The sequence below is a fragment of the Pseudomonas sp. ICMP 8385 genome, assembly GCF_002699915.1.
Lineage (GTDB): Bacteria > Pseudomonadota > Gammaproteobacteria > Pseudomonadales > Pseudomonadaceae > Aquipseudomonas > Aquipseudomonas gessardii.
In genome coordinates, this window is record NZ_LKBY01000168.1 from 127,665 (window position 1) to 141,513 (window position 13,849).

A 13,849-nucleotide genomic window follows, 5' to 3' on the forward strand; every position below is an offset into this window, starting at 1 on the left:
TCCATTGAGTGATTTAAATTAAGTCAACACGTCAAGCGTTTGCCAATTTCTTCTTTAGCCTCCCATGCAGTACCTCCAAACTTAAAAAGTAGTGGTGAAAGCGAGTTTTAACGTTCGACCGGGCGCGGGCATGGCCGAACGCGTCAGTGGGTCGATGTAATAAAGGTTGCTCAAGTTGGTGCCGGTTAACTCGACGGATGCGTCATCGGTCAATTTGTAGTTAACGTAGGCGTCATACGTGATGATCTTGTCCCATGACATGGGCGTATTCAGGTAATAACTGACCATGGCGCTGTTGGGGTAGTTGTCATAGAACTTGTTTTCATGTTGGCGGTAATAAATAGCCCGTCCGCCCACTTCCAGTTTGCGATCAAGGAAGCGCGCACCTAACCCGAGGTTGGCAGTCCACTCTGGCATTGCCATGCTCACCAGGTATCCACCTACAAAACCGTCATCCACGCAGTTGGGGGTACTGCCGTCGGTGCTGACGGAGACCGCCGAGTTTTCATCGCAGACTCTGTTTTTCAGGACATGGCCGATACTCATATCGGTGAAAAAACGTCCGTTATCGTAGCGACCCTGGAACTCCACGCCGGAAGTGACTTGCTTCTCAAGGTTACTGAAGCGCAGTTGTGGGTCGCGTTCGATCACGTTTTTTGTAGTGTTGTAGTAATAGCTCAGCTTGATGTCAGCGCTTTCACTGCCACCCCAGCCGGCCAGGTTATGGATGTAGGCGGCTTCGTAGTTATGCGCATGTTCTGGCTCAAGCCCCCAGGGGTTGACCGATGAGGAAAAGCCAATGGTGCTTTCAAACATGCTTGGGTAACGGATGGCCTCGCTGTAGCGCAGGTAGACCCGGCCATTTTCCGAGGTATAGAACGTTGCAGAAAGCGAAGGTGTCCAGCCACTGTCTTTCTGGTGTTTGGCTTTGATATCTTTTTCGTAGCCCTCGCCGTTTCCGGAAGCGCTGCAGGAAATAATATTTTCGCCTGCACTCAATCCATTAATGCATGGATTGTTATCGCGTGAATAACGACCTTTTGCGTCACTCGCCCAATCCGCCTTGTGCTGAGTGTCTTGCACACGTGGTGTTTGTTGTTTGATTACGTCAATTATCTCCTGACGCTCCGACTCCGGGGTATCAAACATATCCCAGAAAACTTTGTTGTTTGCAATTTGTCGATCAATGTCGGCTTGCCACTCGGACTCGGTCAGCGTCTTTCGCGTGGTGTAATCCACCTGCCGCCCGGTTTCTTCAAGTTGTGTTGTGACCCCACTCTTGTCTTGGGCACTTTTCAAGTAGTCATCAAATGCCCAATAAGACGAATAACGCATCCCCGCCTCAAACTTGGCAAAACTCACGGGCCGCCAGTCGAATTTGAAGTTGTATTCCTGTTCCTCGCGGCGTCCGGCCCGAGGGTACATGCGCAACGTGTCGCTGATGATAGGGTCGTAATAGTTGTCGTTCGAGCCCAACTTTTCATGCTGATAACTACCACCCAGGGTCAGATCGAGGCTATCAAGCAACTTAAACTTATTGCTTGCGGTCAGGCCGACCCGATCATGCTTGGCGTTGGCCAGGGCGGTATTACGGTACACCGGGTCGGCGATGGTGGTTTGATTGGGCACGCCACCGCTGCTGTAGGTATCGCTACGGGTGTTGGTCATCCACAGGTTGGAATAGAAATCCACCCACGGGTTGCCTTCGGGCTTGAGGTTGTATTCCAGGTTGTAGGCTTTGCTTTGCACATGGCTCAACGGCCATTGCGGCACGCCGTTGGTGGCGGCGTCGTAAGTCGTGCCGGGTTTAAAGAACGAGATCCGTGATGGCAGGATCTCGCCGTACAGCGCATCGGTGTCGCGATAGCCGAATTCCAGGGACTGGTTTTCATCAATCTTGAGTTTGGCCTTGCCCAGCCAGGACTCCATCTTGCTGGAGGTGTTGGGCACTTCATCGCCCGGTTTGTAGATAGTGGCGAGGTTGGGAATGTAGTCAAACTCGCCGTTGACTTGCTTGCCGCTGGAATAGAAGCCGCTCTTGTTCTTACCCGCGTAGTGGTTGCCTTTTTCACGCAAGGCGTAGGCTGCCAGCAGTTCGAATTTTTCCTGGCGCGTGGCCAGTGCCAGGCGGTAGGCGGAGTCATCGCTGGACAGCAGTTTGTTACTGCTGCTGGTACGTGGGTGTTTGTACAGCGAGTGATCGTAATAGCCCCTGATGGGTGAGTACTCATAGCCGGGGCTGGGCATTTGCCCGGTCATCAGCGTCGGCAGTTTGGGCGACACCGAGTTGTTGCTGCCTTCGATTTTAAGTTCGCCACCATATTCCTGGTCCTGCTTGAGCACGTCGTCGACGTTTAGGGTGCTGGCCACCACCGCGCCGCCAATGCCGCTGTAGACGTTACGCTCCAGGTTCGGCCCCTTGAGCACCTTGATACTGCCGATCAGGTTGGGGTCGATATAGTTACGGTTGTTGGCGCCCATGTAGCCGCGATAAGCGGTGATTGCCTGTTCGGTGCCGTCGATGGTCAGGGGCACGCGGCCAGGGCCCTGGATGCCGCGGATGTTCGGGTCCAGTGCGCCGCTGTTGCGCGAATCGCCGCTGTACACGTTGAGCATGCCCTTGAACATATCGGCGGGGGCCGCGCCTTTGTAGCGTTCGATCTGCTCCTTGCCGGCATACACCGAGGAGATGTCCTGATCGTAGATATCGTTGTAGCCCTTTTCGTCGCGGGACTGCTTGCCTTCCATGCCCATGACGTAGGTCGGATGCAGGTCGCCAGCCTGGATCCCCGTCGAATTGGGTGCCGATTGCACCTGGATGATCGGGCGCTCGGCTGAGCCGGTGAGGCTGTAGCTGACCCCTTGGTTGGCCAGCAGTGTTTGCAGCGCAGCGTCCAGGGACAGGCGACCCTTGACCGGGTTGCCGTAGCTGTTGGTGAAGTCGTTGCTGCCCAGATACAGCTCGACACCGGCCTGGCGCGCCAGCAGGACCAAGGCTTGATCCAGCGCCAGGGTGGGCACGTCGAAGTTGTGTACGTCAGTGGCCGGGGCGTGGTTGGCGCTTGCGGCTGGCGCTGCCAGCACCGGGCTGATGGTCGTGGCATCGGCGACCAGCGCAATGGCGGCCAACTGAATCCCCAGGCTCAGTCGGGTGCGTTTTGTTGCCTTGCGCTTTTTGTTGTTTTCTTGCGTCTGCAAAACCGGCCTCACTAAAGTAAATAAGATTTATTCACATGTAGTAGAAACGGCCCAGCTGCAAAAACGCGATAGATCGTTATGATCTATTAATATAGTTTTTTATCTGATTTTGAAGTTTTCGCGGCGTGAGGCCGCTCAGTAGATCAGCGTCAACCCAGGCAGGTTAACCATGCGCCCGTGGACTTGCGCCACCAGGCGTTCAAGCGCGGCATCGAGGTTATCCAGGCGCATTACTGCGCTGACCCGTACGTTGCGCAGGGCCTCGCCCTTGACCAGCACCCGCCCGGGTCGGTAACGGTTGATGTGGGCTGCGACGTCGGCCAGGGATTCGCGCTGGAAGACCAGCCGGCCTTCCTGCCAACTGGCCAGTTCCTCGGGGCTGGTGTTCAGCGGTACCAGGCCCGTCTTGGGGCTGAAGTGCAGGCTGTTGCCCTGTTCCAGCAGGGCTGCGCCTGCGGCTTCATCGCGCCCGTGGGGGGTCAGGTTGACCTCGACCCGGTGTTGCAGCACACCCACCCAGCCTTCGCGATCCTTGCCGATCCCCACCAGGTAACGCGTGCCGCGCGCCGTGATATCGGCCCCCGGCGCCTGTACAGTGAAGGGGCGCCGTTCCTGTTCATTCATCGGCGCAGGGCTGAACACGGCCTCGCCCTGGCTCAGAAGCACCCGGCGGGTCTGGTCGTCGTAGGCCAGGTTCAGGATGCTGTGGCTCCCCAGTTGCACCTGGCTGCCGTCGGCCAGGGTGATCTGGCGCACTTCGCCAAACCCGGTGTGATAGTCGCTGTTCAGGGCTTGGACCCAGAAAGGTGGCGCTAGCAGCATCCAGCAGCCCAGCGCCAGCGCAGCCACGGCGCTGCCGCCGACCACCGGCATACGCAGCCAGGCGGCACGCGGTGGGCGCTGGGGTTTTACATAACCGGGGCGTTGCTTAAGCTGGGCGGTGGCCTGCCACGCACGGTTGGCGCGCTCGGCGGCGGCGGCGTGCAATGGGTCGGCGGCCAGCCAGCGCTGAAAAGCCTCGAGTTCACGTGCAGAAAGCTGTCCTTGGCGATGGCGCATCACCCAGTCGGCAGCTTTGCGCTCTACCGGGTCGATAGTGTGTGGGGAGGCGTTCACGGTTCGGTCTATTTACCTTTTGGCTCTTTGTCGTACACAAGGCTCAGCCCTCTTGGCCAGGCTCCAGCGCCCGACCAATCCTGGCCAGGGCCATTGCCATGTGTTTTTGTACAGAGCTTGTGGATATCCGTAAATAGCGCGCGGTCTCTTTGTGCGTCATGCCCTCCACCCGGCACAGCATGAACACATCGCGGGTACGCGGTGGCATGCGCTCCAGCAGGCTTTCCAGGTGCTCCAGCTCCAGTGCGCCGAGGGCCTGTTCTTCGGGGCAACTGGTCTCATCGACCAGGGTGGCGAAGAAGGCGGTGGGGTCATTGTCGTAGCGCTTTTCACCATAACGGCGGTGATGATCGATCATCAGGTTGTGCGCCACCCGAAACAGGTAGGACGGTGCGCACAGCACGCGCTCCAGGCTCTCCAACTGAGCGATGCGCAGGAAGGTGTCCTGCACCAGGTCCGAGGCCAGGCTTGGGGAGCATTTCTTGCGCAACAGGTAACGATGCAAGGCAGGCGCATGTTGAGTGAACAGTTTTTCCAGCACGGCGGCACTTTCCTATGCTCGGGCAGAACCGGGGAGGGCGAGTATAATGAGAGTCGTTCTCATTAATCCAGCGAAACTGCGCACTGACTTTTCCACAGGCAAAAAAACACCCCGGTTGTGCAGGCTCCCAAGAGCACTGCACACGACCGGGGTGTGTTACAGCAGGCTGTGTGCCTTTGCGGATCAGCCGTTCTGGCGGATACCAGCTACCAGCCAAGGCTGGTTTTCGCCCTGTGGACGTTCCATGTTCCAGCTTTCGCTGAACACTTCGCCCTGGTCGAAGCGCGAAGTCTTCGACGTACCGCTGAAGGTCAGGGTAGCGATGGTCTTGTCGGCGCGGTCATCCACACCTTCCAGTTGCACGCGCAGGTCGTCGATATAGGTCGACTGGAACGCGTCGCCCAACTCGGCGCGTTCGCGCTTGAGGAACTCCAGCAGTTGCGGGGTCACGAACTCGGCGATCTTGTCCATTTCGTTGGCGTCCCAGTGTTGCTGCAGGGACTGGAAGTGGTTGCGGGCCGCTTCGACGAAACGCTCTTCGTTGAACCAGGCTGGCGCGTTGATCACCGGACGAGCGGCGGCAGCCGGTGCCGCCGAGCCGCCGAAGATCGAACCCATGGCAGGCTTCTGCTCGAACACTTCACGCTGCATCGGCGCGCCGGCTGGAGCCAGGTGCTCCTGCTGCTTGCGGCGACGGGCGGCGATAAAGCGGAAGATCACAAAGGCGATGACCGCCATGATCAGGATGTCGAAGATCTGCATGCCCTGGAAGCCGCCGCCCATGAACATGGAAGCGAGCAGGCCGCCGGCAGCGATACCGGCCAGCGGACCCAACCAGCGCGAAGCACCGCCGGCCTTGGCAGCAGCGCCAGCGGCACCGGCTGCACCTGCGGTGGCAGCCGCTCCGCCCATGCCGCCAGCGGCTGGGGCCATTTGGCTGGTCTGGTGGCTTGGCGCTGCGCCGGAGCTTTTACCGCCACCGAAGCGTTTGGCGTTGGCGTCGAGGCTCATCGTCAGGCCGATGCACAACGCCATGGCGATGCTAAGAAAACGTTTCATAAAGGGAATTCCCATTTGTGGATTGCACGCGCGCCATGTTGCACAGGTGCAGAGGCAGTGGCTAGCAGCATAATGTTTCGGGCTTTTGCGTAAGACCTATTCGGAATGGTCTGTAGGACTAATTACAGATATTGGCCCGTACTTGCTAAAAACAAGGGCAGGGCGCCTTCAAGAGCGGACGCAGAGCGTCCAGGGCAGTGTTCCCACGCAGAGCGTGGGAACGATCAGACCGCTTCGAGCTTGGCGTAACCCATCATCAGCCACTTGCTGCCTTCGGCGAAGTTCACCTGCACCCGAGCCTGGGCCCCGGCGCCTTCAAAGTTGAGGATCACCCCTTCGCCAAAGATCGCATGCCGGACCTGCTGGCCAAGGCTGAACGGGGTCTCGGGAATTTCCGAACCGGCAAACAGGCTGCTGGAATTCTGTTGCTGGCCCCCGCCAAACGGCCGGCTGACGCTATTGGACAAGCGCACTTCCTGAATCAGCCCTTTCGGCACTTCCCGTACGAAACGCGACACCTTGTTGTAGGTCTCGCTGCCATACAGGCGCCGTGTCTCGGCGTAGGTCATCACCAGGTTCTGCATGGCCCGGGTGATGCCCACATAGGCCAGGCGGCGCTCTTCTTCAAGGCGGCCGGGCTCTTCCAGGCTCATCTTGTGCGGGAACAGGCCTTCTTCCATGCCCACCAGGAACACGTAGGGGAACTCCAGGCCTTTGGCGCTGTGCAGGGTCATCAGTTGCACGCTGTCTTCGTGTTCGTCGGCCTGGGTATCGCCGGCTTCCAGGGAGGCGTGGCCGAGGAACGCCGCCAGTGGCGACAGGTCGGCATCTTCCTCGCTGTTCTCGAAGGCGCGGGCGGCGCTGACCAGTTCCTCAAGGTTTTCTACCCGGGCCTGGCCTTTCTCGCCTTTTTCCGCTTCGTGATAAGCGATCAGGCCGGATTGCTCGATCACGGTCTGGGTCATCAGGTGCAGCGGCATTTCCAGGCATTTGGCGGCGAGGTTGTCGATCAGCTCGACAAACGCCCCCAAGGCCCCGGCAGCACGGCCGGTCAGGCCTTTATTGGCGATCAGCAGGCGCATGGCCTCCCACATCGACACATCGCTGTGACGCGCATGCTCGCGGATCGCCTCGACGGTTTTCTCGCCGATGCCCCGCGCCGGTACGTTGATCACCCGTTCCAGCGCGGCGTCATTGCCGCGACCTTCCAGCAAACGCAGGTAGGCCATGGCGTTCTTGATTTCTGCGCGCTCGAAGAAGCGCTGGCCGCCGTAGATACGGTACGGGATACGCTCGCGCAGCAAGGCCTCTTCCAGCACCCGCGACTGGGCGTTGGAACGGTACAAAATGGCGATATCGCTGCGTGCCAGCCCGGTTTTCAGGGCGCTTTCAATGGTTTCCACCACGTAGCGCGCTTCGTCGTGCTCGTTGAAGGCCGCGTAGAGGTTGATCGCCTCGCCTTCGCCGCCGTCGGTCCACAATTCCTTGCCCAGGCGCCCGGTATTATTGGCGATCAAGGCGTTGGCGGCCTTGAGGATCCCGGCGGTGGAGCGATAGTTCTGCTCCAGGCGAATGGTCTCGGCGTCGGGGAAGTCGTCGGAATACTGGTAGATGTTCTCGATTTTCGCGCCACGCCAGCCGTAGATCGACTGATCGTCGTCGCCCACCACCATCAGGCTGTCGCCGCCCTTGGCCAGCAGGCGCAACCAGGCGTACTGCACGGCGTTGGTGTCCTGGAACTCGTCCACCAAAATGTGCCGGAAGCGCTTCTGGTAATGGGCCAGCAAGCCGGGGTTGTCGCGCCACAGGTCGAGGGCCCGCAGCAGCAGTTCGGAGAAGTCGATGACGCCGGCACGCTGGCAGGCCACTTCATAGGCTTCATAAATGCTGCGCATGGTGGCCAGGAACAGGTCGCCACTGGCCTGGATATGTTGCGGGCGCAGGCCTTCGTCTTTCTGGCCGTTGATAAACCACTGGGCCTGGCGCACCGGCCAGCGTTGTTCATCCAGGCCCAGCTCGCGGATCACCCGCTTGACCAGGCGTTGCTGGTCATCGCTGTCGAGAATCTGGAAGGTCTGGGCCAGGCCCGCCTCCTGCCAGTGGGCCCGCAACAAGCGGTGCGCCAGGCCGTGGAAGGTCCCGACCCACATTCCGGCCGGGCTGATGCCCATCAACTGCTCGATGCGGTGGCGCATCTCGGCAGCGGCCTTGTTGGTGAACGTCACCGACAGGATGGAATGCGGGGACGCGTTCTCGACCTGGATCAACCAGGCGATACGGTGCACCAGCACTCGGGTTTTACCGGAGCCAGCACCGGCCAGGACCAACTGACGGCCAACGGGGGCGGCTACGGCCTGGCGTTGGGCATCGTTGAGGGAGTTCAGCAAAAGGGAGAGATCATCGCGCATCGACGCATTCTAGGGTGCCGGGGGGAGGGGGGCAAATCCCATTGCCCGGTGGTCGGCACAAAAAACCGCCGGCGATCTTCAATTGGTCACTGTTGGAGCCATAGTGATGACCGGTAAGTCATCGCCTGTAGCCCGCGCCCTGTCTTGTTAAGCCCCTCTGGCCCGAAGGTTTGCGCAGGTTTATTCGCGAATTTTTATGATCCAGAGCAGTTTGGTCTGCCCGTCTGCTTGTGTATGCTCCGTCGACGTTTCGGGCTCACCATTATAAGAACACTGCCTATGACCCTCAGCACCGACTTGTCTGGCCCCTCTGTCGTGCCGGCGCAGGTTATCCGCAAGCATTACGCCATGGAGATGGCGGTCGAGCGTACGCGTCTGTTGTACCAGGGGTCGCTGCTCCCCACTTTATTGATGTTGCTTAACGGTCTGGTCTGCGCCTGGTTGCTCTGGAGCCCGCAGCGCTATGTGCTGGTCGGCAGTTGGTTGGTGTGGTTGCTGGCCCTGGTGGCGCTGCGCGTGATCCAGGTAGCGGCCTTCGATAGCGCCCTGCCCAGCCGGCAGGCCCAGCCGATCTGGCGGCGCATGTTTATGCTGGGCTCGGCGGCCAGCGGCCTGACCCTGGCGAGCGCGGCCATTGCCCTGGTGCCACTGGACAGCTTTGTGCAACAGGCCTGGATCTTCGGCCTGATTGGCGTGGCCACCCTGTCGGCCAGCGTGGCCTATGCCGTCAGCGTCCCGGCGTTTTTGTCGTTTGCCTTGCCCTGCCTGGTGCCCACCATCCTCTATCTGTTCTGGAGCGGCGAACCGCAATTACAGGGCTGGAGTTACCTGGGCTTGATCCTGCTGGCGTCCCTGAGCCTGGTGGCATGGCAGGTCAACCGCCTGATCCAGCGCGGTTTGCTGCGCCGGTTCCAGAACCAGGCCTTGATCGAGCACTTGCAGCAGGCGCGCCAGCGCAGCGAGCAGTTGAATCAGGACCTGGTGCGCGAGGTCGAGCAGCGGCGCGAGGTCGAGCAGGAACTGCGTCAGGCCCAGGTCGGCCTGCAGCAGCGCGTCGAGCAGCGCGGCCAGCAATTGGACGCCGCCAGCCTGGCCCTGAGCAAAAGCGAGGCGCGCCTGGCCATGGCGTTGCAGGCCAGCGAGCTGGGCTTGTGGGACTGGAACCTGCAAACCGATGAAGTCCACCACACCCGGCTCAAGGAACTGTTTGGCCTGGAGCCGGAGTACGTCACGGCGATGCTGCGCGACCTCAAGCCACGCCTGCACCCGGACGACTTGCCGCTGCTCAAGCGCGCGCTGGTGGGGCACTTGAAGGGGCGCAGCGAGGACTATCAGGTGGAGTACCGCGTGCGCCATGGCGACGGGCGCTGGGTGTGGATCGAGGACCGTGGGCGCGCTGTGGAGCGTACCGCCAGCGGGCGCGTGACGCGCATGCTCGGCACCCGGCGCGATATCAGCGTCGGCAAGGCGCTGGAAGAGCAACTGCGGCTGGCGTCGACGGTGTTCGAGGCGGCCAGCGAAGGCATTGTGATCCTGGACCCGGAGTACGTGTTGATTGCCGTCAACCAGGCCTTTAGCCGCGTCACCGGTTTTGATATCGACGACATGCTTGGGCGCAATGTCGTGGAGTTGCCGTGCAGCCGCGACGCGCGCCGACACTTCCCGGTAATTCGCCAGGCCTTGTTGAGCCACGGCAGTTGGCAGGGCGAGCTGGTGGAAGCGCGCAAGAACGGCGAGCTCTACCCCCAGTGGCTGCAATTGAGCGTGGTGCGCGATGTTCGGGGAAATGTCAGCCATATCGTAGGCTTTTTCGCCGATCTGTCGGCCCGCCGCGAATCGGAGGAGCGCATGCGCTACCTCACTCATTACGACGAACTGACGGGCCTGGCCAACCGCTCGTTGTTCCGCGAGCGCCTGCGCGAGGCCCATCAACGGGTGCGCCAGGGCGGCCGCAGCCTGGCGTTGCTGCATATCAACCTGGACCGCTTCAAGCTGCTCAATGACAGCCTGGGCCATGAAGTCGCCGACCAGTTGTTGCAGAAAATGGCCCGGCGCCTGATCAATGCCTTACCGGAAGCCGACACCATTGCGCGGCTGTCCGGCGACGAATTCGCGGTGTTGTTCGACGCCTATGGCAGCTTGTCGAGCCTGGCGCGGGTGGCCACCCGGCTGTTGGCCAAACTGCGCGTGCCGATGACGGTGGACGGGCATGAGTTGGTGGTCAGCGCCTCAATGGGTGTCAGCCTGTTACCGGATAACGCCCGGGAAATTTCCGCACTGGTCAGCCAGTCGAACATGGCCATGCAGCATGCCAAGCACCTGGGCGGCAATAACTTCCAGTTTTACACCGACAGCCTTCAGGCCAGCACCCTTGAGCGTTTGCAGCTGGAAAACCAACTGCGCAAAGCCATTGATGAGCGGCAATTGAAAGTGTTCTACCAACCCAAGCTGTGCCTGGTCACCGGCAAGATGACCGGCGCCGAGGCGCTGGTGCGTTGGGATCATCCGCAATGGGGCAGCGTGCCGCCCGGTGATTTTATCGGGCTGGCGGAAGAGACCGGGCTGATCGTGCCATTGGGCGAGTTCGTGCTGCGCCAGGCCTGCTGGCAGGCGTGTGAATGGCAGCGCCAGGGCCTGGCGCCGATCCGGGTCTCGGTCAACCTGTCGGTGCATCAACTGCGCCAGGGCAAGCTGGTGAGCCTGGTGCGCCAGGTGCTGGGCGAAACCGGGCTGGCGCCGCAATACCTGGAGCTGGAACTGACCGAAAGCCAGTTGCTCGACAGCGTCGAGCACATCATCGCCACCTTCCAGCAATTGCGGGACTTGGGGGTGAAGCTGGCCATCGACGACTTTGGCACCGGCTATTCGTCCCTCAGCTACCTCAAGCGCATCCCAGTGGATTACGTGAAGATCGACCAGACCTTTATCCGTGGCCTGGGCCAGGGGCGTGAAGACCTGGCGATTACCCGGGCGATCATCGCCATGGCCCATGGCTTGGCGCTCAAAGTGGTGGCCGAGGGCGTGGAGGATCAGCAGCAGCTGGATTTCCTCAGGGCCGAACAGTGTGACGAGGTGCAGGGCTACTTGATCAGTCGTCCGATGGAGGCCGAAGGGCTGGCAGATTTGTTACGGAAAAATGCAGATTTTCCTTAGTGTATCCAAGGCCGCATCCAGGGCTACATTGCGCTTGCCCGCTGATTCAGGGGGCAACAGGGTGATTTAGTGATGCATCGAACGGGCAAATCGGCAATTCTTGTAGTATAACTACAAGCTTGCTACATCCCTGGCGCCTGCCAATAACAAGAGTCCTGCCCTTTGAACCTGTTGCAACATATCGCCCAGTCGCGCCACCTGTTACGCAAATCGGAACTCAAGGTTGCCGATCACGTGCTGCTTGACCCTGCGGCCGTGATGCACAGCTCCATGGCTGATCTGGCCCACAGCGTGGGGATCAGCGAGCCGACCATCGTGCGCTTCTGCCGCGCTATCGGTTGCTCGGGGTTCCAGGACTTGAAGCTGAAACTGGCCCAGAGCCTGGCGGCCGGTGCCAGCTTCGGGCAGTTTGCGATCCACGAAGACGACTCCGTCGCCGACTACAGTCTGAAAATTTTCGATACCACCCTGCACACCCTGATGGAAGTGCGGGAAAAGCTCGACCCGATCGAGCTGCAAAAAGCCGTGACGGCCATGTCCCAGGCCCAGCGCGTGGAGTTCTATGGCTTTGGTGCCTCCGGCGCGGTGGCGGCGGATGCCCAGCACAAATTCTTCCGCCTGCTGCTGACGGCGGCGGCCTACAGCGACCCGCACATGCAGGCGATGTCGGCGGTGACGTTGAAGCCCACCGACGTGGCGATCTGTATTTCCCAGTCGGGCCGCTCCAAGGACTTGCTGATCACCGCCAATCTGGTGCGTGAAAGCGGCGCGTCGCTGATCACCTTGTGCCCGAGCCAGACGCCCTTGGCGGAACTGTCCACGGTCAACCTGGCGATCGATGTGCACGAAGACACCGAGATCTACACCCCGCTGACCTCGCGCATCGCCCACCTGGTGGTGATCGACGTGCTGGCAATGGGCGTGGCCATGGCGCGCGGGCCGAGCCTGGTCAACCACCTCAAGAGCGTCAAACGCAGCTTGCGCAGCCTGCGTCTCTCGCCCAAATCGGTCAAAGCCCTCGACGACTGAAGGTTACACACAGTCAAAAATGTGGGAGCGGGCTTGCTCGCGATGAACGGTGGATCAGTCAACATATCAGGCGTCTGGCTCACCGCTATCGCGAGCAAGCCCGCTCCCACATTTGGATCTTGCGCATATTAAGAAGATTCATCGTCCTGTAACCCCCACGCCGCCAAACCGTCATCCCCCGCGCCCATCCTGAACTCCCCGTACTCGCATTGGGAGACTCGAAATGGCCCGGCACTACGAAGACAGCACCAGCACCGTCAAGACCCGTCGTCAGCAGGAAGACCAGCGCCGCATGGCGTTCCGGCGTGCAATTGAAGATCGCTGCGAACAGCGCCAATTACAGCAAAGCATCAGTGACTACCCGGAGCTGCACTGGCAGGCATCCGCGGCTGCCCAGCGAAGCGTTCAGCCAGCGCGCTGATCTGCACCCGCTCGCTGCGGATAAAGCCCAGGAACGCATGGGCCACCGGTGACAGGCGCTTGGCCTTGGCCTGCACCAGGCACCAGCTGCGGTACAGCGGCAGCTCTTCCACCGGCAGCTCCTTGAGCCCGCCGGTGGCCAGTTCCAGGTTCAGGGCGTGGCGCGTCAGCAGCGCCACGCCCAACCCCGCCACCACGCACTCACGTTGCGCCTCGGCCGACGCCACTTCCACCGTCTGGGTGAAGTGCACGCGTTTTTCCTTGAAATACTCCTCGCAGGCCAACCGCGTCCCGGAACCCGGTTCGCGCAGCAGCAGCGTATAAGGCTCCAGGTCCTGCAGGCGCAATGGGCCTTGCAGGCTCAGTGGATGGTCCGGCGGGGCCACCGCCACAATCGGGTTATTGAGAAACGGCAGGAACTCCAGGCCCATGTCCTGGGGCACCATGGACATGATCACCAGGTCATCACGATTGTCTGAGAGCCGGCGGATCACCTGGGCGCGGTTGACCACCGTCAGGTGCAACTGCACCTCCGGGTGCTGGCGCTTGAAGGCCGCGAACAAGTGCGGCACGAAGTATTTGGCGCTGGACTCCACCGCCAGCTTCAATTGCCCCTGCAGCGAGCCCTGCATGTCCGAGAGCTGCATATCGAGGTTTTCCAGGCGCCCGAAAATGTCCCGGCTGGCCCGTTGCAGGGCTTCGGCGGCTTCGGTCATGTAGAGTTTTTTGCCCACATAGTCGAACAGCGGTTGGCCGATCAGCTCTTCGAGCTGGCGAATTTGTAGGCTGACGGCGGGCTGCGTAAGGGACATTTCCTCGGCGGCGCGGCTGTAGGAGCGCAAATCACAGACCTCATTGAAGATCTGCAATTGCCGTAATGTAAGGCGCATCAATGACTTACGCATAGTTCAAAGCAACTCGCCGG

9 protein-coding genes are annotated in these 13,849 nt (G+C 60.6%); 3 read left to right on the forward strand and 6 right to left on the reverse strand.

The features are described from left to right. Positions 1 to 81 precede the first annotated feature (81 nt). The 5 genes from AO268_RS31880 to uvrD all read right to left on the reverse strand — a co-directional run bounded on the left by AO268_RS31880 (position 82) and on the right by uvrD (position 8,322). A complete protein-coding gene (locus AO268_RS31880) occupies positions 82 to 3,198 on the reverse strand; it encodes a TonB-dependent receptor domain-containing protein (protein ID WP_099170882.1) in 3,117 nt (1,038 codons plus the stop codon). Positions 3,199 to 3,333: 135 nt separating this feature from the next. Next, entirely contained in the window at positions 3,334 to 4,314 is a 981-nt protein-coding gene (locus tag AO268_RS31885; protein ID WP_257154496.1) for a FecR family protein, read from the reverse strand. A 43-nt stretch (positions 4,315 to 4,357) separates the two neighbouring features. Then, complete coding sequence (locus tag AO268_RS31890; RefSeq protein WP_038444572.1) at positions 4,358 to 4,855, reverse strand: RNA polymerase sigma factor; 498 nt, start codon at positions 4,853 to 4,855, stop codon at positions 4,358 to 4,360. Between the two features lie 183 nt (positions 4,856 to 5,038). Then, positions 5,039 to 5,914: a Tim44 domain-containing protein gene (locus AO268_RS31895; RefSeq protein WP_099170883.1), complete on the reverse strand. Its 876-nt coding sequence runs from the start codon at positions 5,912 to 5,914 to the stop codon at positions 5,039 to 5,041. 224 nt (positions 5,915 to 6,138) lie between these two features. Then, positions 6,139 to 8,322, reverse strand: coding sequence for a DNA helicase II (uvrD, locus tag AO268_RS31900; protein WP_099170884.1), 2,184 nt, complete (start codon positions 8,320 to 8,322; stop codon positions 6,139 to 6,141). A 279-nt stretch (positions 8,323 to 8,601) separates the two neighbouring features. On the opposite strand from uvrD, the gene AO268_RS31905 reads away from it, so the two are divergent. From AO268_RS31905 to AO268_RS33465, 3 genes are all read left to right on the forward strand, one after another. Next, a complete protein-coding gene (locus AO268_RS31905) occupies positions 8,602 to 11,475 on the forward strand; it encodes an EAL domain-containing protein (protein WP_076963084.1) in 2,874 nt (957 codons plus the stop codon). 162 nt (positions 11,476 to 11,637) lie between these two features. Further along, positions 11,638 to 12,504 carry a transcriptional regulator HexR gene (hexR, locus tag AO268_RS31910; protein WP_029290040.1) on the forward strand — a complete coding sequence of 289 codons (867 nt, stop codon included), beginning with the start codon at positions 11,638 to 11,640 and terminating at the stop codon, positions 12,502 to 12,504. Positions 12,505 to 12,727: 223 nt separating this feature from the next. Next, the gene (locus AO268_RS33465; protein WP_076963085.1) at positions 12,728 to 12,925 is read left to right on the forward strand and encodes a PA3496 family putative envelope integrity protein; all 198 of its coding nucleotides are present in this window, start codon (positions 12,728 to 12,730) and stop codon (positions 12,923 to 12,925) included. Here the strand turns inward: AO268_RS33465 and AO268_RS31920 are convergent. Then, a complete protein-coding gene (locus tag AO268_RS31920) occupies positions 12,855 to 13,829 on the reverse strand; it encodes a LysR family transcriptional regulator (RefSeq protein ID WP_076963086.1) in 975 nt (324 codons plus the stop codon). The genes AO268_RS33465 and AO268_RS31920 overlap by 71 nt on opposite strands. Between the last annotated feature and the right edge of the window lie 20 nt (positions 13,830 to 13,849).

What these genes read in the sequence shown, in the direction of transcription:
- uvrD (WP_099170884.1), bottom strand. Translation starts at nt 8,322, where the DNA reads ATGCGCGATGATCTCTCCCTTTTGCTGAACTCCCTCAACGATGCCCAA.
- AO268_RS31905 (WP_076963084.1), top strand. Translation starts at nt 8,602, where the DNA reads ATGACCCTCAGCACCGACTTGTCTGGCCCCTCTGTCGTGCCGGCGCAG.
- AO268_RS33465 (WP_076963085.1), top strand. Translation starts at nt 12,728, where the DNA reads ATGGCCCGGCACTACGAAGACAGCACCAGCACCGTCAAGACCCGTCGT.
- AO268_RS31895 (WP_099170883.1), bottom strand. Translation starts at nt 5,914, where the DNA reads ATGAAACGTTTTCTTAGCATCGCCATGGCGTTGTGCATCGGCCTGACG.
- AO268_RS31920 (WP_076963086.1), bottom strand. Translation starts at nt 13,829, where the DNA reads ATGCGTAAGTCATTGATGCGCCTTACATTACGGCAATTGCAGATCTTC.